Origin of the sequence: Pseudomonas allokribbensis, from assembly GCF_014863605.1 — a bacterium.
GTDB classification, from domain to species: domain Bacteria; phylum Pseudomonadota; class Gammaproteobacteria; order Pseudomonadales; family Pseudomonadaceae; genus Aquipseudomonas; species Aquipseudomonas allokribbensis.
The window spans coordinates 746487-766653 of sequence record NZ_CP062252.1 but is presented as its reverse complement, the minus strand read 5'-3'; the positions used below and the strand labels follow the sequence as shown (position 1 = coordinate 766653).

The window sequence follows — 20167 nt, the reverse complement described above, 5'->3', positions numbered from 1 at the left end:
TCCTTGCTCAGTCATGGATTTTGTTGGTTGATCTGATTGCCGCGAATCACTTCCACCGCAGGCCGTATCGCACCCGCGTGGTCGCCGCTCGGCGGCGCTTTCGGCGCAGTCCCCAGCGCCAGCTGAGTGAACTGGAAGAGTTGGCTGTTGGCGGCAACCAGTTTGTCCGGTGCCTGGCTTTCGCCGGCCCAATACTTGGCCAGGCGCTGTTCTTCGCTGCTGCGCACGGCCAGGCGCAATGTCCCGACCTGAGTGGCGAGCATCATTCGACTCAGCAATTGTTCGGGCACCGCCAGCACCACGGTGCGCGCGGCGATCCGGCGCTGATCCTGTTTGATCTTGTCGTCGGCACTCAACGCGGGGGCGGACGGTTGACCGTCATTGGTCAGGCCATACTGCTCGCCGACACCGAGCACGCGCATGGCCGGCACCACAATCTGCGCCGACTGCTGCGGGTTGCTGGCGTCCTGGCGCAGGAACAGCAGCACATCGACGTAATCCCCGGGAACCAGTTGCCCGGCCGCGCCGATGACTTCATCGACCGACACCGCCAGCGCGCGCTCTTCGCGGTGGATCATGCGCGCCAGCGTTCCGCCGGCCTCGAAGCTTTCATCGTTGAGCCAGGTCCCGGCACTCAGGTGGCGCCACGGCGTGCGGCCCACAGCCTGCTCGATGGTGCCGAGACTGCCGGCAGGCGCACTGCGCAGTTTTTCAACAGCCAGGTCGGCGGCGGTGAGGGGGGTGAACGGCGGGACGTCATGCACCAGGACCACCACTGGCTGGCGGGTCTGGTCTTCGGCGGCAGCGACGGTTTTTTCGACGGTGACCACCGTCGGCACGGGGGCCTCGGCAACCGGAGCAGGTTGCCGGCTGAGCACCAGGCCCCAATATCCGACAACAATGGCCCCCAGTAAAAGCACGGCGGCAAGGCCCATGGTGACACGACTGTTCATGACGGCTCTCCCTATCCTGCTGCACTACCAGCCCGCACTTCCAACCAAGGGAACATCGCAATCAGGCAGCTATGAACATCCAACTATTTCGCTATTTCCACGCTAGCTGAAACAAGCCAAAACGCCATTACTGGCGGGCAAATAACCTACGAAAGTATGGGTGTTGGCCAATTAGCAGTCGAAATACCGGAAATGACGAAGCGACTAATCCTTTGTGATTAGTTCGTTCTTACAGTTGTTGGGAGGGAGTTTGTTGACAATGCTCAAATGGCACGGTGGAACCTTGCCGCTGTCGCGTGACATCAGCGCCAAAGGCGCGAAGGAGTAGACGTATGTTTCGTATGAGTCTCGACTATCTGGCGGCCAGGGTGCGGCTGTTCCTCAAGAGCGATGAAGGAGCATCGGCTATCGAGTACGCGATTGTGGTAGCCATGGTGGCGGTGGTGGTCGTGGTGTTCGTGTCCCCGATGGGCACCAAGGTCTACAACATCTTCACTACGATAATGACCTCGCTGAATGGTACGGTCCCGGCCAAACCTACCATCCCCTGACCGAGTCCTTCTCTCCATCCATGCCTGCCGGCTGCCGAGAAAAAAGCGCGCAGGCATTGCCCGCCCATTGTCTTTCCGGTGCCCGGCAGCCCCTGGCATGTAAGGAGAACTCCCATGCTCTTTGAATACTTGATGATGCGTGCCCGGTTGCTTCTGACGAGTACCGAAGCCGCGTCGGCTATCGAATACGCGATTGTGGTGGCAATGGTCGCGGTGGTGGTCGTGGTGTTCGTGACGCCGGTTGGTGGCAAGGTGTTCGCGATCTTCAACAACATCCTCGTGGCCCTGGGCGGTTCGTCACAGACTGCGCCGACGCAGTTGCCCTGACTCGATGGTTGGTAAATCTCACACTACACTCGGACCCACCTTCAGTTTCTCAGGGATTGCCCCATGACTGCTTCCTCACTGCCCCGCCAACAGTTGCTTCTGGTTGACGACGAAGAGGACGCGTTGCTGGAGCTGGCGGAGTTGCTGGAGGGTGAGGGCTTCGTCTGTCATACCGCGACCTCGGTGAAACTCGCCCTGCATCACCTGACCCGCCATCCCGATATCGCCCTGGTAATCACCGATCTGCGCATGCCGGAGGAAAGCGGCATGTCGTTGATCAAGCGCTTGCGCGAACACACCTCGCGCCAGCATCTGCCGGTGATCGTGACATCGGGACATGCAGACATGGAGGACGTGAGCGACATGCTGCGGTTGCAGGTGCTGGATCTGTTCCGCAAGCCGATCTATCACGTGCGTTTGCTGGAAACCCTCGACAACCTGTTTCCAAAACCGAAGGTGAATGCCGGGTAGAGCGATTACCCGGCAGTCTGTCTCAGTGTGCGGTCACTCGCTGACGCAAACCGGAGTTACCCGGCGACAACGCCAACGCCAACTGCGTGCGGTTGTGCATGTGGGTCAGGCGCAACACCTGCGAAACGTAAAGCTTCACGGTGTTCTCGGTAATGCCCAACTCGCACGCGATCTGATAATTGGTCTGTCCCTTGCCCACCAGGCGTGCCACGTCCAGTTGCCGTGGCGACAGCTGATTGAAGATCGCCGGGATCTCCAGTGCATCGGCCTCGCTCGGCACCTCGTTACTGACGGGCGCAGGGCCGCGACGAACCTTGTCCAGATCCTGATAAAGATCATCGATGGACGACGACAGGTCCTGAAGCTTCTGATTCAGATGCCCCAGTTGCAGGGTTTTCTGCCGTTCCTGCAGCACCACCTCCTGACGCTGCAAGCCCTCCAGCAACTCGTCCAGATTGACCGGTTTCTGGTAGTAGTCGGCAATCCCGGCGCGCAACGCCTTGATCACGTCCTGCTTGTCGGCGCGGCCGGTGAGCATGATCGCTTCGAACGCCCGGTGTTTGCCGGCCAGCCGTTGCAGTTCCTGCACCAGCTGAATGCCGTCCATGTCCGGCATGTGCAGGTCGCACAGCACCAGGCCGATCGCGGTGTCGTCAGTAAAACGCTCGATGGCCTCTTTGCTGGACTCGCACGGAACACAGCGGTAGCCGCTGCTCTCGAGAAATTCACAGAGTTCTTCGACGATCAGAGGCTGATCATCGACAACGAGGACTTTTACCGCAGATGTAAGCTTGTTCACGTGCCACTCCATGCCCGGGCCAAAACTGACCATTCCTGTACTGTCAGCCGTTGGCCGTATAACCAGTACCTTTGAAAGTAGACGCACTTTCCGACTATGTACATAAGACTAGTGGCGTTTAGCGACTAATGGATCCAGGGTAGTGCAAGTAAAAACCCGATCAGCACGAACGGCGCAAATGGCAGCTTTTTTGACATCGATGGCGCCATATATCGAAGACGATGCCTAAGCCCTTGACTCATATGCAGCCAGACTCTTGGCGCCAGCAGAATCCAGATCAGGCTCGCCGCGCCGGCACCGATAAAAATCCCGAGCAGCGACGTGCCGTCCGTCGCAAGGCCAAGAGCTGTCATTAATTTCACATCGCCGGCGCCCATTCGCCCCATGAAATACCCGGGCAACGTGAACGCCAGCGCCACCAGGCAAGCCCAACCGCCCTGCCCCGCTTCGGCGCCCATCCAGGTGGTGCCGAAATACACCAGATAAACCAGCGCCAGGGTGCCGACACCCAGGGTCAGGGCATTGGCAATCCGTCGTTGCCGGGCATCCTGTGCCGCGCAGACCGCCAGCCAGATCAATAGGACAAGACTTTGCATCCGGTAAAAACCGTCCGTTTTTGCTGAATGATTCTATGCTGATACTACGCAGTGACTGTCAGGGTAGACGCACGGATGAAAACCGGCTCTCGGAAGGCGCAAAAAGGTGCGGTGGCGATCGAGTTCGCCCTGGTATTCGTGATCTTTTTTGCGGTGTTTTACGGCCTCGTCAGCTACAGCCTGCCGTTTGTGTTGATGCAGACGTTCAACCAGGTCACGGCCGAAGCGATACGCCGCGCCGTGGCGGTCGATCCCACGATCCCCAACTATTCGACCGTGCTGGTCAGTACCGCCAATGCTGCGTTGACCCAGCAATTGTCGGTGCTGCCGTCGTCACTGAATGTGGTGGTCGGCACTGATACGTCAGCGGTCTATGACCCGACACTTGGCACCCTCACCGTCAGCGTCAATTACCCGGTCAGCAAACTGAATCAGGTCATCCCGTTTCTGGTGTTGCCGGGCGTCGGCACTGTGCCCAGCCTGCCCACCAACCTGACCGCCATCTCGAGCCTGAAATTTTGACCCCGGGTGACAACCTGCTCGGCCGCCTGATGAAGCGGGGCATGCTCGCCAACGATTTGCCGGACGTGCTCGGTTCGCCTTTGACGGGCCTGCATATCCACCTCGACAGCGAAGGCGGCGTGTTGCAAATGGCCGGCCCGCTGCGCCTGCTGCTGGCGCAACAGACGCCCCGTGACAAACCGTTGCCGTTGCACGACTACCTGCTGCCTCACAGCACGCTGGCCATCGAGGGCCGGCCGCTGGACTGGCAAGGGCAACTGCTGGATCTGGATTTCCCAGGCCTGAGCGACCAGACCTTGCACCTTCGGGGTTGGGTCCAGCCGCTGGGCAGTGGCTGGCTGCTGCAACTGATGGACATTGCCGACCTGTTGCTCGAACGCCAGCAATCACGTCAGCGCGAAGCGTGCCATCTGATCGCCGAGCAGATCAGCAAACAGTTGCGCAGCTGCAGCCTGGGACGATTGCCGATGCTTGTCAGCGAACAATTGCAAGTGATCGCCCAGCGCTGGCAGATCCCGTGCCTGGCACTCGCGCTGCTCGATGAACAGGAACAGGGCTGGCTGATCCACCAGCAATTCCACGCCCATGACGCACCGGCGCTGTGGCATGACGGCCAGCGTCTGGGCACGCCGCTCGATAGCCTCAATGGCACCGGCCCGCAGCGCCTGGGTGCACATTACGGCCAGTATGAACACTCACGGGTCCAGGGCCTGTTCGGCAATGCCGAAGGTTTCGCCGTGCCTTACAGCGATGACCGAGGCGTGATGGCGTGGTTGCTCTGCGGCTTTTATGCGGTGGACAAGACCGCGCCGTATCTGACCGATCGCGACTGGCTGATGCTGGCCGGCGCACTGGCGGGGCCGCTGCTCGGGCGCCTGCGTGAACAGCAGCATCAGCTGCAACTGGAGCGATTGGAATCCTTGCAGACATTGCTCGGCACCGGCTGGTGGGAAATCGACAATGGCGAACAAATTCACCTGGCTCCGACGCTGGCCACCCTCCTGCAACAGGACAGGCTGACACTGACGCTGGAAAACTGGCTGATGCTGATCCATCCCGCTGACCGCGAAGAAGTCCGCAGCCGCCTGCAAGCCCTGCAACTGCACGGGGAAATCCTCGACCTGTGCGTGCGTTTGCATCATCCCGACGCCGGTCAGATGCCGGCATGGTATCGCCTTCAGGGACAAGTCACCGGCACCGGCGATCACCGCCGGCTGGTGGGTTTCATGCTCGACATCAGCGACATCAAGAACCAGCAGCAACTGGCCGCTGCAGCCCATGCGCGGCTGGACAACCTGATCGCCAGTTCGCCGGCGGTCATTTACGTCCAGCACTACGTCGAAGGGGCCTTGCTGCCAGCGTTCTTCAGCGCCAGTCTGCAACCGTTAATGGGCTGGAGCCTGGAAGACTGCGACGCCGGTGCGCTGGCAGAGCGGATTCATCCGGATGACCGGACCCTGTATTTCGAACGAACCCGACAACTGCTGCGCGAAGGCTCGGTACGCGCCCGTTATCGGTTGCGCGACAGTCGCGGCGATTATCACTGGTTGCTCGACGAAGCCCGGCTATTGCGCAATGACCTCGGCCTGCCGGTGGAGGCCGTCGGTTTGTGGCTGGACGTCACCGAAGCGACGCTGGCCGCCGAACAGGTCAGACAGAGTGAAGAACGCTACCGGATTCTGGTGGAAGACTCTCCGGCGATGATCTGCCGCTATCGCCCGGACCTCATTCTGACGTTCGGCAACCGGCCGCTGGCGACGTATCTGGAATGCGCCCCGGAAGCCCTGGCGGGCGTCGATCTGGGCAGCTGGATGTCCGACGTTCAGCGCGCCGCCTTCGTTGAGCGCCTGGCGTTGCTGACCCCGCAATCACCCGTCAGCACCGCGGAAATCAACCTGCAACTGCCGGGGCGCGAACATGCGTGGTGGGTGTGGTCGGATCGCGGGGTGTTCGATGAGCACGGAAAACTGATCGAAGTGCAGGCGGTGGGCCGCGACAACACCGAAGTGCGCCGCTCCCAACAACAACTCACGCAAAGCGCGAAAATGGCCACCCTCGGCGAAATGGCCACAGGTCTCGCCCACGAAATCAATCAGCCGCTGAACGTCATGCGCATGGCCATCGTCAACGTGCAGAAGCGCCTGAGCAACGGCGATGTGCAGATCGATTACCTGACCGACAAACTCAATCGCATCGACGCGCAGGTCCAGCGCGCCGCGAAGGTTGTGGACCACATGCGGGTGTTCGGCCGCCGTTCCGAGATCGAGCAACAATTGTTCAACCCGGCCAGCGCCATCGAAGGCACGCTGTCGCTGCTGGCCGAAGGCATGCGTGGCAAAGGCGTGGATTTGCGCATCAGTGAAACCGCGTTCGAGGTTCAGGTACGCGGTTATGTCGATCAGCTTGAGCAGGTATTGATCAACCTGATGGTCAACGCTCGGGATGCGTTGCTGGGCAAGCGTGAGTCCGATTCAGCGTTCAAACCGTGGATCTCGATCTATGCCGAGCGCGACGAGCAGAAAGTAAGACTGTGGGTCGAGGACAACGGCGGCGGTATCGACCCGCGACTGCTGGAGCGGATTTTCGAACCGTTCTTCACCACCAAACCGGTGGGTGTCGGCACCGGTCTGGGGTTGTCGGTGAGTTACGGGATCATCGACAACATGGGCGGTCATCTCAGTGTGCGCAACTCGGTGGACGGCGCGCGATTCTGTATCGAACTGCCGATCGCCCCCGACGACTAGATCACCAGATACGCCTTGCCGGTCTGGCCGCAGGTCATGTTGGCGCCGACGTCGACATCCATCAGATTGATCCCCAGCCCGTTGAGCAAATTGTTGAGCAGCGGGTCGAGCAGCGGACTCACGAGGTTGGTAATGAGCGGCTGCAGGATCGCCGTGACGCTGCTGATGAGACCCGCCACGCCAGCGACAACGGCGCCAAGGGGATTGCTGCCGACCGGTTGGTAGACAATCAGATTGATCCCGGCGAGGGTGCTCGCCAGGCTGTTGACGATGTTGCTGGAGGGCGCAGCGGAAATCACGCTCGGCGGCAGTTTCAGGTTTGGCGGCGTGGCGAACGGCGTGCCGCTGGAAAACACCAGGTCCTGAGTATTCTGCACCACACTGGTGTTGACCATGATCGCAATGCCGCCGGCGGCGTATTGAACGTGGGTGCTCGGATCGCAGCCACCAATGCCCAAAATCGTATGGCAGGTCACAATACCCAGGTCCACCAGGGGCAACGGGGTGACCGTGGGTTCGGCAGAGGATGAAAACGCGTTGGTCGGGTCGATCTTGCCCAGTTTGAGGTCGGCAACCGACGTGATGGTGTGGGCCGTCAGGCTTTTGGTGCCGCTATTGTCGGTCGGGCAGCTGTAGTCGGTGACGTAGCTGATGGCGCCGCCGGCATCCAGGCTGATGTCGATTTCCGGTGATGGCAACAACAACGGGTCCATTCGCTCGCAACTGAGACAGACGAGTGAGTTCACCAACGAGACCAGATTCAGGGTCAACAACTGATTGATGGTCGTGGACAGCGTGCCGACCAGCCCCAATACCGCGTTGCTCAGCCCGGCCACCCCGGATAACACCGGCAGATTCACTGAAAGCATCGTGCGGATCTGCGCCGTGCGCACATAAATCCGGTTCGGCCCGGTGGGATTGGCCTTGGCCAACGCCGGATCACCAATCGCAGAGAACTGCGGCGGCTCGATGACCTTGACCCGCACCGTGACATTCGCCAGCCCCAGCACACTGATCGGCAAGGTCGCGGCCACCGCACTTTTGCTGTTGGCCAACTGAATCACCCCCTGGACCAGTTGCAGCAATTGCAGATTGGCGTCGAGTCCGGCCGCCGTGGTGCCGGTCTGCAGTTGCAGGATGTCACCGAGCTTTACCGGCGCAGCATTGGTCGCCGCCACTTGCAGCTGGCCCAACGCAGTGATCACGTCGGCTGTCGCGCCATTGAGTTGCACCACCGAGACAGCGGCCTGAATCAGTTGCGTCACCGTGGCCTGGGTATTGAGCAACTGGGTGTAGTTGCCAGCGGCCACGTTGAGGTTGATCGCCAGTTGATTCAGGTAGCTGAGCAGGTTGATGTCGGTGTTGAGCAAGCCGTTCCAGCCCAGGGCCGTCAGGTTGACGTTGCCGCCGAGCAATCCGGAAAACAGCGGGTTGAGGATGTTCGACTGGGCGGTGTTGATGCTGGCCAGGTTACTGCGGATATTCAGTTGGGCGACGGTCGGCTTTGGCAGGGCGGCCACCGCCGAGGCGTAGAGCACAGTGTTGAGACTGACCGGCGTGCTACTGAACAGCGCCTGCACGCCCCCGGCAAAACTGGTGGTCACGGTGTGGTTGACCGCGACCTTGACCGCCGCCGATTGCGTGGCATCCACCGTAAAGGTGCGCAGGCCGCTGGCAGCGGTCACCAGCGTTCCGCAATCGACCACGATGACGTTGTTGGCATCGGCGGTAAACCCGTTGCGGGTCGCACTTTGCCCGGCGTAACTGGCGGCGGTGAGGCCCGGCAGGCAATTGCCGCCACGGCTGACGGCTTCCAGGGCGGCGGTATCCACCAGTCGCTGCAGTTTGCGCTGCTCCATGTACAACCGGCCGGTGTCCACCACCAGCAGCATCAATATCAGCGCCAGGCTGAGGGTGGCAGCCGCCATCAAGCCGATGGCCCCCCGCTGCCGGGCCGGGCCGCCACACTGTGAATGACGCGACATGGCGCACTCCTTTGCCGGCGCACAGCCGGGCGCAACCTCCATGGGTGGGTGTCAGTGTAGACGTGGCACAACGAGACTGCTGGCAACGCGCCATGCAAAAAAAACGGGAGCCCATGGCTCCCGTTTTTTTGCACTGGCTTAGCGCGGTGGGTAGTTCGACAGGATTCGCGTCACGGTCTCCCGAATGGCGTTGCTGCGATCCGCCGGGTTCGGCGTGCGACTGAGCATCTGTTCATCGCTGCCGCGCCACACCAGTTTGCCGTCCTTGCCGTCGAGCAGATCAACCTGAATGGTCGCCACCTTGTAGGTGATGTTGCGGGTTTCGTTGTACATCGGTGCGCCCCAGTAACCGTTCCACGGACCACCCCAACCGCCGCCGTAGTTGGTGGTCACCTGCTGCTGGCGATCCTCGACGATCAGGTAAGTCTGCACATTCAAGTCACCTTTGCTGCCCGCAGCGGCCGGACGCAGGCCGCGCTGGTCAAGTTGATCGGCGACAGACTGGCGGATGCGCTGTTCGGTCAGGTCGCTCTTGATCCGTGGGTCGTCGGGACGGTATTGCAGGGCGGGTTCTTTCCAGCTCCAGCTGCGGTAGGCGGCAAAGTCGCGGCTGGCGTCGAAGTCATGATTGACCTGGTTCGCGGCGCACGCACTGAGCAGCGCGGCCACGGCCAGTAAAGCGAGACGGCGGAACATGGTTTTTCTCCGGTGGAAGACATGAACCTGGGGAGCTTCTCATTGGCAGGAAGCTAACTGGGAGGATACGCCGACATTGCCTTTTCGACAGCCTCCCGGATCGCATCGGCCCGGTCACTCTGGTTGCCCTGGGTGCCGGTTTCGGCACTGGCACTCCACACCGGCTGACCGCTGCCGGCATCGAACAGATCGACTCGAACCACCACGACCTGTTCCTGATAGGTGCGTACGATCGGCACTGTGTTGTACATCCCGTAGCCTCGGCCGTAACGGTCATAACCACCGTATCCGCCGTACCCGTAATCGTCCTGGACCTGACGCAAGCGGGTTTCCAGACTCAGGTTGGCACTGACAAACAGGTCGGCCGGGCGATTGTCATGCAATGGGCGCAAGCCGCGTTGGTCCAGCGCATTGCTCACCGCCTCGGCCACTTGCGCCGAATCCGCCCACGCGGTGCCTGGAGGCAAGCGCCCATTGAGCCACGCCCAACTGCGGTAGCGCCCGTAATCCCGTGGCGGCGCGGGATAAGCGCTGCGGTCGAAAGTGGTCGCGGCTTGCGGTGGTGCCGGCGGCAATGGCCGCGACTGCGCCACATAGGGGTTGCTGCCCTGACACGCGGCCAACCCCAGACAGATCAGCAGTAACCCTGAATGACCTTTCATTTCACGCTCCGATCAGATCGGCCGGCAGATCCAGTGCAAGTAACGCCCAAGCCCGGCGAAGCTTGGGTGACGACGGTGGGCGAGCTCCATCTCGAGCAAATCGATCAACTCGGCGCGGGCCTGGAATTCCACCGGCATGTAATCGTGGAAAACCCGCACCCCGCTCTGAGTTTCGACCTGCCACAACCCTTCGAGTTGCGCGGCCAGCTCCCGTGGATCGAGCGGCTGCTGCGGGGTCAGGCTCTGCTTCTCGCCGGCCATGTCGTTCTTGCGCATTTTCTTGAAATGGCCTTTGAGCAGGTTGCGATAAACCAGCGCATCACGGTTGTAGAACGCTAGCGACAGCCAGCCGCCGGGCTTGGTCAGTTGATGCAGCACCGGCAGGATCGCATGGGGTTCGGCCAGCCATTCGAGCACGGCGTGGCAGATCACCACGTCATAGGGTTCGGTGAGTTGACCGAGCAGCTCCTGCCACGGCGCCTGAATGAACGTTGCGGTCTGCCCGGCCTCGGCGAAACGCTGACGCGCGCCTTCGAGCATCGGCTCGGCCGGCTCGGTGAAGGTCACGTCGTGCCCACGCTCGGCCAGCCACAGCGACATGTGGCCAAGACCACCGCCGATGTCCAGCACCCGCAACGGGCGATCCGGCAGGGCTTCGGCAAGATCCGCCTGCAACACCGCGAGGCGGATCGCGCCTTTGGCACCGCCGTAGATTTTCTCGGCGAAACGGGTCGCCAACTGATCGAAATGACGGTCGCTCATCAGTTGAACCGCCGTTCGCTGTCGGCGAGCTTGCTGCGCACCACTTCATTCATGTCCAGCCCCAGTTCGCTGCACAGCAGCAACAGATAGAGGACGATATCACCGACTTCCTGGCCGGCATGGGCCAGTTTGTCCGCGGGCAATTCGCGCGACTGGTCTTCGGTCAGCCACTGGAAGATTTCCACCAGCTCAGACATCTCCACGCTGGCAGCCATGGCCAGGTTTTTCGGGCTGTGAAATTGCCGCCAGTCATTGCGGTCGCGAATGGCGTGCAGGCGTTCGGTCAGTTCAACAAGGTTCATCGATTTCTCCTGAAGGCGTATAGCTTCGGGGGGATGCTGCGCGAAGGCAAGGGGCAGCCACCACCCGGCAAACCCTCTATGCTTGCAGGGAACTCGGCCGCCCCCGGCGCGGCCCAAGGCTCAGCTCTTTCATCAGGATGCAAACATGCAGGTAGAAAGCTTTTTCGAATGGCTGGGCCAGGCGCTCGGCTCGATCATCCGCTTCATCGTCGACGGCCTGAGCGGCCTGTTCAACATCTTGGGCAATGCCGGCGGCAACTTCGTCGACGGGCTGGCGAAGGCCTTGGGCATGGACACTTCGATTATCAGCATCATCGCGTTGATCGTCGGCCTGATGCTGCTGTGGTCGGCGATCCGCGCGTTCATGAATGCGTCGATCATTGCGGGAATCATCTGGTTGCTGCTGGGGTTGTGGCTGCTGAGCTGGATCATTCACTGACCCCACCCGCTACAATGCCGCTCCCCAAGGAGCCCGCATGTCCAACCTGACCGCCGACTGGCGCGACCGCCCGACCCATCGCCGGGTCTGGGCCCTCGCCGCCCCCATGATCCTTTCCAACATTTCCGTGCCGCTGGTGGCGCTGGTCGACAGCACCGTCATCGGTCACCTGCCTCACGCCCATCAGTTGGGCGCGGTGGCGGTCGGGGCCAGCCTGTACACCTTTCTGGCCTGGGCCATGGGCTTCCTGCGCATGGGCACCACCGGGTTCGCCGCGCAGGCCGCTGGGCGCAGCGATGGTGCGGCGCTGCGGCAGATCCTGCTGCAAGGTCTGTTGCTGGCGATGGGGCTGGCGTTGCTGCTGGGTGCCGTGGGCGTGCCGCTGAGCGGTGTCGCCCTGCACTTCATGCAGCCTTCGCCGGAACTCAATCAGTTGACCCGCGACTTCTTCCACACCCGCCTGTTCGGGCTGCCGGCGGCACTGGCCAGTTATGCGCTGGTCGGCTGGTTCCTCGGCACCCAGAACGCCCGGGCGCCGCTGGCGATTCTGCTGACGACCAACCTGATCAACATCGTGCTGAACCTGTGGTTCGTCATCGGCCTGGACTGGGGCGTGGTCGGTTCGGCCCGGGCTTCGGTGATCGCCGAATGGAGCGGTGCCCTGCTCGGTCTGGCGCTGACCCGCAAGGCCCTGCGCGCCTATCCTGGGCACATCGTCTGGGCGGCATTGAGGTTGTGGCAGAGCTGGCGACCCCTGCTGGGGGTCAACCGCGACATCTTCATCCGCAGCCTGGCGCTGCAATCGGTGTTTTTCCTGATCACCGTGCAAGGCGCACGGTTGGGCGATGCCACAGTCGCAGCCAACGCGCTGTTGCTCAATGGCCTGCTGTTGACCGCCCATGCGCTGGACGGTCTGGCCCACGCGGTCGAAGCCTTGTGCGGACATGCCATCGGCGCCCGCGATCGCCTCGCCCTGCGCCGTTCGCTGGTGGTGGCCGGCGGCTGGTCGCTGCTCGCAAGCCTGGGGTTCGCCGCGCTGTTCCTGTTTGCCGGGCACCTGTTCATCGAGATGCAGACCGATATCCAGAGCGTGCGCGACACCGCGTTCATCTACCTGCCTTACCTTGCCGTCCTGCCGTTGATTGCGGTCTGGAGCTACTTGCTCGACGGTCTGTTCATCGGCGCCACCCGCGCCCGGGAAATGCGCAACGGCATGCTGCTGACGGTCGCTCTGCTGGTGCCGTTCGCTTGGGCGTTGAACGGGCTGGGCAATCACGGGCTGTGGATTTCATTCCTGCTGTTCATGGTGCTGCGCAGCCTGACTCTCGGCACATTGGCGTGGCGACTGCGGCGCAACGACGGCTGGTTTGTCGGCACCGTTCACTGAGGCGATGAAGGGGAGCACCTCACTCCGGATCGTTCTGCCAGCGTCGACGCAGATGGTCGAGCCGCTCTTGCTGGGTCAATCCTTGTGGCGGTTGCACCAGTTCTGCCCAGGGATGCTGCAAGCGTAGCCACAACCAGTCGTCCAGCACGGCCCGCTCGCTGAAACCCAAAGTCAGGCCCTGTTCAACGTGGGAGGACAACGTGCGGTAATCGGTTCTCGTCGACTGGCTCCAGCGCCAGATATGTTGCTCCAGCAGGCAGCGATGCAGGCGCTCACGTTGATGATGGGTAAGCCCCTGTTCAATCTTCAGTGGCTCGACGGCCAGTCCCGGATTTCGCAGCTGTTGCCAGCCCAGGCTGCCGCTCGCCCGGTCGGCCCAGGTGCCGCCGAACCAGCGCAGCCAACTGATCGGCCCGAGCCAGCGGCTCAACTGGCGGGCATCGCAGGCGTCGAAAAAGTAACTGGCGGTCTGCCGGTCGTAGTAACTGAGCAGCGCACGATGATTCAGGCCGACGGAAACCGTCAGCATCCGTTGCAAATGTTCACGCAGTGATTCGCTCGAGGCATCACTGCCCAGCAGCAGCCCGCACCAGGTCTGCGGGTCTGTGTGACACAACGCCGACAACACCGGGCAATCGCGCAGATCGACCAACAACGGCCCCTGCTCGCACACGGGCTGAAACTCCGTGCCGTCAAACAGCTTCAGACTCGGTACGCCGGAGAACGCCTGACGCAATACGCTCAACGCCTGCGGTGCATGCCCGACATCCAGCAACAGCCATTGCGCACGCTGCCCCGGCGCCTTGCCACTCATCGTCCATCGCCAGGGCTGAACCCGGCGACCAGTCGGCAGCTGCACACCGACTCCCGGCAGTGGTGATAACTGCCGCCTCCCGGCATCAGGCACAGCAGCAGCAAGGGCTCGCCCGTCTTCAGCCATGGCGCCAGGCCTTCACTCGCCAGGGAGTCGGGCAGTGGCGGCGGTTTGTCATCCTCATGGCACTCAGTGGTTGCCGCCGGCTGCAGAACACCACTGATCACCGGTTGCTCGGGATCGCCTTCGAGAAAGCTCACCACCACCTCGACGCCTTCACGCAATGACGTCAGCGTCGTATCCGCCAACGCAGGAGCCAATGGCAGCCAGCAGTGGCTGGGTTTTGCCCCTTCGCCCTGATAGAGCCAGTCGAACTGCACCGCGACCGGCCGCGAGCGATCCGGTTGCGGCTCGTCGACCGCCACCACCCAGGCCCGCTGCAAACTGCCCATGCGCAATGCCGAACGTTCGACGACCGGTTCACACGCCTGCAATTGCTCGGCGGCACAGAGGCGGTTGCTGTAGGAGGGTTCGAGCATCTGATCGGCGCGGTGCTCGATACGGGTCAACAGCCAGTGGGTGTCGCACTCTGCAAACGGCCGCGGGGACAAACTCAGCCACCGACCGCAACGCAGGGTTGGCACATCGGAGTGTCCCTGCGCCGTTCGGGCCCGCAGGGCGTCATCACCGGGCTCTCGGACCCGCTCCCGCATCAGCCAGCGGCGCACCGCCGGCGCACGCCCCTGCGCCGCGAAACTCACCGTCCCCGTTTGCGGCAGCAACGCCGGATCGTCACCGAACACCAGGCAATGGTTCTCGCGCCCATGTTCGAAGTGATAGTGGATCCGCGACTGCGCGCACAAGCGCTGCACCAGTTGCAGGTCCGATTCGCCGTATTGAGTGCAAAACCTGCGTGACGGGTGGTCCGCCTGCAATTCGAACCGGCGCTGATGGCCGCTGATACCGTGCTCCCTGAGCACCTGATCGAGGATCTGCGGCACCGACCGGCCACTGAAGATTCGCTGGCTATGGCGCAGGCCCAGACAACTCAGCTTCGGGCCCAGTCGTACACGGCACAATCTGGCGCCATGCCCCTGTTCGTGCTGGACAAGACCCTGCAACTGTCCGTGCACGCCGTTGCCCGAAGGCCCGAAGCACAGGCGCGCCGAGCGGTACAGCAGGCCGGCAAGGTCGAGATGAGGATCGTCGATCAACAGATCGATTTCGAACGAAAAAGGCTCGCTGATCGCCTCGCAACCGGTAAAGGCCAGGACTTCGAGCGGGGCGGACAGACCCGTGACATCGAGACGAAACGACGACTCGTCGGCTGGATCGAACATGGGCGATTCTCTACAGGAGGGGCGGCCGGGGATTCTCGCCGAGAGCCATGGCCGAGTAGAGAGCCGAAGTACAAATTAGGAAATGGCCTACGCGAAAAGCAGACAACATCACTTTTCTTGTGAGGATGAAGGCCAATTCGCTAGCAGAAAAAGAGAAGTCTCATCAGGTCATCCGAAACGTCCGCTGCGTGCGGAACAATTTCAGACAACCTGATGGATTCGGAACCTGACGTCAGGAAGACAGGTAGGAGGAACGGGTCAGACCCAGGCGCAGCGCATCGAGGAACTGGGTACGTTCGGTAGCGCTGATACGGGCACTGGCGCACTTGTCGCGGTAGTGGGTCATCAGCTCTTCCGGCGACAGGTGCACATAGCGCAGCATGTCTTCGATGGTGTCATGAGTTTCGATCCCGGCGTGGTACACGCTGCCGTCGGCGTTCTGGTAGATGTTCACCGAGTCGGTGTCACCGAACAGGTTGTGCATGTCGCCGAGAATTTCCTGATAGGCGCCCACCAGGAAGATACCCAGCAGGTAATCCTCACCGTCATTCAGCCCGTGCACCGGCAGACTGGTCTCGATGCTCTGCTCGTCGACGTATTGCTTGATCTTGCCGTCGGAGTCGCAGGTCAGGTCTTGCAGGACAGCACGACGCAGCGGCTCTTCGTCGAGACGGTGCAGCGGCAGAATCGGCAACACCTGGCCGATGGCCCAGGTGTCCGGCAGGCTCTGGAACACCGAGAAGTTGCAGATGTACTTGTCGGCCAGCTTGTCGTTGAGTTCGTCCAGCACCTGACGGTGCGAACGCTGACGCGCTTTCAACGAGTTGTGCAGGCGACGGCACACGGCGAAGTAGCACTGTTCGGCCAGGGCTTTCTCGGCCAGGGTCAGTTTGCCATCGGCGTACTGGGCAGCCACGTCGCTCATGTAGTGAGTGGCGCGCCAGTAGGTTTCGGTGACCATTTCGATGTCGGTCGGGCCGAGCAGATCAACCAGCCATTGCACGGTTTCCGGCAGCGACTCCTTGTTCTCGATCTGCGGCACGTCGTCGTTGTGCTTCTCGACGTCGGTGACTTGCACCACCAGCATGGCGTGGTGTGCGGTCAGCGAGCGGCCACTTTCAGAGAAAATGTTCGGATGCGGCAGGCTCTGCGCATCGCAGAATTCCTTGAGCATGCCGACCACGACACCGGCGTAGTCGTCCATGTCGTAGTTGATCGAACTGGCATTGCGCGAGTGGGTACCGTCGTAGTCGACGCCCAGACCGCCACCGACGTCGATGTGATCGACCGGCAGACCCAGGTTGCGCAATTCGCCGTAATAACGGATCGCTTCCTTGAAGCCGTGCTGGTAGTCGGCCAGGTTGGCGATCTGCGAACCCATGTGGAAGTGCAGCAGGCGGATGCCCTGATCCAGGCCGGCAGCGCGGAAGCGCTCGACCACGGACAGCAGTTGCGCGGCCGACAGACCGAACTTGGATTTCTCGCCACCGGTGTCCGCCCACTTCGACGAAGCCAGCGACGACAGGCGAACACGCAGGCCGACCTGTGGCTTGACCTTCAGCGAAGCCGCTTCTTCGATCACCAGACCGACTTCGGATTCTTTCTCGATCACGATGAACACGTTGTGGCCGAGCTTCTGGCCCATCAGCGCCAGACGGATGAACTCGCGGTCCTTGTAACCGTTGCAGACGATGGTTCCGCCCTTCGGCGCCAGCGCCAGCACGGCCAGCAGCTCAGGCTTGGAGCCGGCTTCCAGACCGATGGAGACGTTCTGGGTCGCGATGATGTTTTCGATCACCGCTTCCTGCTGGTTGACCTTGATCGGGTACAGCGCGGTGTACTTGCTCTGGTACTCCAGACGCTCGATGTTGGCATCGAACGCACCGGTCAGCTGACGGACGCGGTCTTGCAGAATGTCGGGGAAACGCACCAGCAACGGCAAGGACAGACCGCTCTTGCGCAGTTGGTCGACTTGTTCGAACAGGTCGATCGGTGAACTGCTCGGGCCGTTCGGACGAACTTCGACGCGACCGGCGTCATTGATCGCGAAATACCCGGCCCCCCAATGGCGAATCCCGTAAACACTGCGGCTGTCCGCAACTGTCCATTGGCTGCCATCGTCTTTGCGTGTGCGTCGTACGGACATCGAAGTCCCCTATAAAGAAGTCATAGTGCGTCGCCTGATTGCAGGCCGGCGCAGTCTAAAGAATGAAAATGACGGTTCGTCAGCGGGGCGGTAGACCGCGCTGACAGCGTTGAGTTTAGAAACCGGTCATGAACAGGCTCTGTGAAAACCATGGAGACGACGCCGGGACTGATGACAATCAGAGCCGGATCAAGCCGCTGGTGGTTTTCACAGAGGCTGCTAGCCGCCGGACTTCTTCGCCTTGAAACCGTGCTTGATCAACTCGGCCAAGAGTAGCTCGACATGATCGCCCTGGATTTCGATGATCCCGTCTTTCAAAGCACCGCCGGTGCCGCAACGTTTCTTCAACGTTGTCGCCAGCTCCTTGAGTGCGTCTTCGGCCAGGGGCACGCCGGTGATGGTGGTCACCGTCTTGCCGCCACGGCCCTTGCTCTCGCGGCGCACGCGGGCAATGCCGTCGCCGGCCGGGATCACGGTTTGTCTGCAGATACAGGCGTCCACCGGCTTACTGCATTCCGGGCAATGACGACCTGCGTCGGTGGAAAATACCAGGCCGCCCAGGGCGGCGAAGGATGCGGCTTTTTTGGCCACCGGCAATCCTCTTGGGAGGACAAAGACTGATCGCAGCCTTGGGCAAGGCTATCGACCGCGAAGCCCCACTCAGGCAGGGGCAGCGCTACTGTGCCGGTTGCTCCTGTAAAGCAGGCCGGCACAGCTTGAAAAGGTCGCGCAGTGTAACGGCAAAAACGCCGATTGCTAAGTGCCAATCGGCGCCATTTTATGAGTTCTTTGCGACGTCGCTTTGTTGAGCCTTCAGATAGCGCTTCAAGGCTGCCAGAGAGTCCGGGCAATAAGGCTTTTGCTCGATTTCCAGCATGACCTGGGCGACCGGAATGAAGCGCGCTTCGAGCACTTCTTCCGGCTGCAGGATCAGCGGCCCGTCCCACACCGCTGAAAACGCCGAACACCACAGACGATTCCCGGTGTCCTCGAAGTAGAAATGGTCGTGGGCCGTCAGCTCGACGCCGCTCACCCCCAACTCTTCTTCCAGCTCACGGGCCGCCGACTCGGCGTAGGTCTCGTTCGCCTGCACCATGCCGCCTGCCGCCACATCCCAGTAGCCGGGATAAATGGCTTTGCTCAGGGTCCGCCGATGAACACAGAGTTCACCGGCGGAGTTGAACAGCATGATGTAGGTGCCACGCCCGATCAGCCCGCGCTCGCGAAGGTCGGAGCGCACCAGGGCGCCGAGCAGGTTGTCCTGTTCGTCGACCCAGGCGATCTGTTCGGCATCCGAGGCCGCGCGGTGGGCCGCCTCTCTGGCGTTGTCGCTCATGACTCAGCCCTGATTGAGCAGTTGACGAAGATCGATCACGGCGGCGTTGGCCCGGGAAATGTAGTTGGCCATCACCAGCGAGTGGTTGGCCAGCACCCCGAAGCCGCTGCCGTTGAGGATCATCGGGCTCCACACCGGCTCCTGCGATGCCTCCAGTTCACGAATGATCTGGCGCACGCTGACCGTGGCGTTCTTCTTCGCCAGCACGTCGGCGAAATCGACTTCGATGGCACGCAGCATGTGCGACAGTGCCCAGGCCTGACCGCGGGCTTCATAGAACACGTTGTCGATCTGCATCCACGGGGTCTCGACGATTTCCTCGTCGACCTGTGGCACTTCACCCACCGCCGGCACTTCGGTTTTCAGCGCGGTGTTGAGCTTGACCCGGCCGACACTGGCCGACAGGCGTTGCGACAGGGAACCGAGACGAGTCCCGACATCACCCAGCCAGTTGTTCAGGTTGTCGGCGCGAGCGTAGAACAGCGCGTTCTTTTGCGTCGGGTCAGACAGGCGCGCCTGATAACGGCTCAGGGAGTTGATGCCTTCCTGGTATTCCGACTCGCTGGACGGCAGGATCCAGCTCTTGTTGTCGAAGTTGAAGCGCGGTTCGGCCTTGGCCAGATCGGCGTCTTCAGCCGATTGCGACTGCGAGCGGGCGAAGTCCTTGCGCAAGGCACGGGTCAGGTCACGCACCTGCACCAGCACGCCATATTCCCAGCTCGGCATGTTGTCCATCCACAGGCCCGGCGGGAAACGGTCATTGGAAATATAGCCGCCCGGCTTGTTCAGCAGGGTGCCGGCGACGGTCTTGAGGGTTTCGACGGTGGTGTAGCCAACCACCATCTGCTTGCCTTCTTTCTCGGCGGCAAGCTGTGCGTTCTGCGCCACGGGGAACAGGGCCGGCTCTTCACTCCAGTACCAGCCCAGGCCGATGGTCACCAACAGATAAATACCGACCAGCGTGGCCAGCGCGCGGCTGAACAACAGGCCGCCAACATAGCTGCGCGCGGCCGACTTCGGCTCGGCGGCACGTTCGGGCGCGCTGCCCGCGCGATTCTTCCAGTCCAGCATGGCGATATCCTTTCAATCTTGGGTTCAACGGTTCGACAGCAACCATACAACAACGTGCCTCTGGCCCGCACCCGTCAATAATGACAGGGGGTGACTCTTTGGGCCTGCCGTCGTGCGCTAAGGGATTCCCTGATACCCGTCGCCCTGAGAAAACCTTGTCGATACCGATGGAAAAATTTGTGAACCCTCAGGTTTTCGTTTCGCGCTTTCGGCAGAAGCTGGTTCTCGATGCGCCACGAAGTGCCCTGTTCACGGGGACTTTCC

At 61.6% G+C, this 20167-nt stretch carries 21 protein-coding genes; 7 read left to right on the top strand and 14 right to left on the bottom strand.

Annotation, left to right across the window (positions count from 1 at the left end; genetic code table 11):
• Positions 1 to 11: 11 nt before the first annotated feature.
• The gene (gene cpaB / locus IF199_RS03375) at positions 12 to 953 is read right to left on the bottom strand and encodes a Flp pilus assembly protein CpaB (RefSeq protein ID WP_192559678.1); all 942 of its coding nucleotides are present in this window, start codon (positions 951 to 953) and stop codon (positions 12 to 14) included.
• A 341-nt stretch (positions 954 to 1294) separates the two neighbouring features.
• Between cpaB and IF199_RS03370 the strand changes: the two genes are divergently transcribed.
• The 3 genes from IF199_RS03370 to IF199_RS03360 all read left to right on the top strand — a co-directional run bounded on the left by IF199_RS03370 (position 1295) and on the right by IF199_RS03360 (position 2302).
• A complete protein-coding gene (locus IF199_RS03370; RefSeq protein ID WP_244142475.1) occupies positions 1295 to 1504 on the top strand; it encodes a Flp family type IVb pilin in 210 nt (69 codons plus the stop codon).
• 114 nt (positions 1505 to 1618) lie between these two features.
• A complete protein-coding gene (locus tag IF199_RS03365; protein ID WP_096819713.1) occupies positions 1619 to 1831 on the top strand; it encodes a Flp family type IVb pilin in 213 nt (70 codons plus the stop codon).
• 63 nt (positions 1832 to 1894) lie between these two features.
• A complete protein-coding gene (locus tag IF199_RS03360) occupies positions 1895 to 2302 on the top strand; it encodes a response regulator (protein ID WP_102620071.1) in 408 nt (135 codons plus the stop codon).
• Positions 2303 to 2324: 22 nt separating this feature from the next.
• Here IF199_RS03360 and IF199_RS03355 read toward each other — a convergent pair whose 3' ends face one another.
• Both IF199_RS03355 and IF199_RS03350 read right to left on the bottom strand, forming a co-directional pair.
• Positions 2325 to 3101, bottom strand: a complete 777-nt coding sequence (locus IF199_RS03355; RefSeq protein WP_102620221.1) for a response regulator transcription factor — start codon at positions 3099 to 3101, stop codon at positions 2325 to 2327.
• Between the two features lie 125 nt (positions 3102 to 3226).
• Positions 3227 to 3697: an A24 family peptidase gene (locus tag IF199_RS03350; RefSeq protein ID WP_096819723.1), complete on the bottom strand. Its 471-nt coding sequence runs from the start codon at positions 3695 to 3697 to the stop codon at positions 3227 to 3229.
• 75 nt (positions 3698 to 3772) lie between these two features.
• Between IF199_RS03350 and IF199_RS03345 the strand changes: the two genes are divergently transcribed.
• Both IF199_RS03345 and IF199_RS03340 read left to right on the top strand, forming a co-directional pair.
• Complete coding sequence (locus tag IF199_RS03345; protein WP_096819724.1) at positions 3773 to 4219, top strand: TadE/TadG family type IV pilus assembly protein; 447 nt, start codon at positions 3773 to 3775, stop codon at positions 4217 to 4219.
• Entirely contained in the window at positions 4216 to 6963 is a 2748-nt protein-coding gene (locus tag IF199_RS03340) for a PAS domain-containing sensor histidine kinase (RefSeq protein ID WP_192559676.1), read from the top strand. Before IF199_RS03345 ends, IF199_RS03340 begins: the two co-directional genes overlap by 4 nt.
• Here the strand turns inward: IF199_RS03340 and IF199_RS03335 are convergent.
• The 5 genes from IF199_RS03335 to IF199_RS03315 form a co-directional block, all read right to left on the bottom strand.
• Positions 6960 to 8948, bottom strand: a complete 1989-nt coding sequence (locus IF199_RS03335) for a pilus assembly protein TadG-related protein (protein ID WP_192559675.1) — start codon at positions 8946 to 8948, stop codon at positions 6960 to 6962. The genes IF199_RS03340 and IF199_RS03335 overlap by 4 nt on opposite strands.
• A 138-nt stretch (positions 8949 to 9086) precedes the next feature.
• On the bottom strand, positions 9087 to 9644 hold the full coding sequence (locus IF199_RS03330; RefSeq protein ID WP_096819727.1) for a DUF4136 domain-containing protein: 558 nt from the start codon (positions 9642 to 9644) through the stop codon (positions 9087 to 9089).
• Between the two features lie 53 nt (positions 9645 to 9697).
• Positions 9698 to 10306, bottom strand: coding sequence for a DUF4136 domain-containing protein (locus IF199_RS03325; RefSeq protein WP_192559674.1), 609 nt, complete (start codon positions 10304 to 10306; stop codon positions 9698 to 9700).
• A 12-nt stretch (positions 10307 to 10318) separates the two neighbouring features.
• A complete protein-coding gene (locus IF199_RS03320) occupies positions 10319 to 11068 on the bottom strand; it encodes a methyltransferase (RefSeq protein WP_096819729.1) in 750 nt (249 codons plus the stop codon).
• On the bottom strand, positions 11068 to 11370 hold the full coding sequence (locus IF199_RS03315) for a MazG-like family protein (RefSeq protein ID WP_192559673.1): 303 nt from the start codon (positions 11368 to 11370) through the stop codon (positions 11068 to 11070). The genes IF199_RS03320 and IF199_RS03315 overlap by 1 nt, the downstream gene beginning before the upstream one ends.
• A gap of 145 nt (positions 11371 to 11515) precedes the next feature.
• Here IF199_RS03315 and IF199_RS03310 point away from each other — a divergent pair, with 145 nt between their 5' ends.
• Both IF199_RS03310 and IF199_RS03305 read left to right on the top strand, forming a co-directional pair.
• The gene (locus tag IF199_RS03310; protein ID WP_085732747.1) at positions 11516 to 11809 is read left to right on the top strand and encodes a hypothetical protein; all 294 of its coding nucleotides are present in this window, start codon (positions 11516 to 11518) and stop codon (positions 11807 to 11809) included.
• Positions 11810 to 11846: 37 nt separating this feature from the next.
• Positions 11847 to 13196: an MATE family efflux transporter gene (locus IF199_RS03305; RefSeq protein ID WP_096819730.1), complete on the top strand. Its 1350-nt coding sequence runs from the start codon at positions 11847 to 11849 to the stop codon at positions 13194 to 13196.
• Between the two features lie 19 nt (positions 13197 to 13215).
• Here the strand turns inward: IF199_RS03305 and IF199_RS03300 are convergent, their stop codons facing one another.
• From IF199_RS03300 to IF199_RS03275, 6 genes are all read right to left on the bottom strand, one after another.
• Positions 13216 to 14010, bottom strand: a complete 795-nt coding sequence (locus IF199_RS03300) for a DUF4123 domain-containing protein (protein ID WP_192559672.1) — start codon at positions 14008 to 14010, stop codon at positions 13216 to 13218.
• A complete protein-coding gene (locus tag IF199_RS03295; protein WP_192559671.1) occupies positions 14007 to 15350 on the bottom strand; it encodes a type VI secretion system Vgr family protein in 1344 nt (447 codons plus the stop codon). Before IF199_RS03295 ends, IF199_RS03300 begins: the two co-directional genes overlap by 4 nt.
• Positions 15351 to 15582: 232 nt before the next feature.
• A complete protein-coding gene (gene speA / locus IF199_RS03290) occupies positions 15583 to 17496 on the bottom strand; it encodes an arginine decarboxylase (protein WP_096819733.1) in 1914 nt (637 codons plus the stop codon).
• A 219-nt stretch (positions 17497 to 17715) separates the two neighbouring features.
• Positions 17716 to 18087 carry a translation initiation factor Sui1 gene (locus IF199_RS03285; protein ID WP_096819734.1) on the bottom strand — a complete coding sequence of 124 codons (372 nt, stop codon included), beginning with the start codon at positions 18085 to 18087 and terminating at the stop codon, positions 17716 to 17718.
• A gap of 187 nt (positions 18088 to 18274) precedes the next feature.
• A complete protein-coding gene (locus IF199_RS03280) occupies positions 18275 to 18832 on the bottom strand; it encodes an NUDIX hydrolase (protein ID WP_192559670.1) in 558 nt (185 codons plus the stop codon).
• A 3-nt stretch (positions 18833 to 18835) separates the two neighbouring features.
• A complete protein-coding gene (locus IF199_RS03275) occupies positions 18836 to 19903 on the bottom strand; it encodes a DUF2333 family protein (protein ID WP_096819736.1) in 1068 nt (355 codons plus the stop codon).
• Positions 19904 to 20167: the final 264 nt, after the last annotated feature.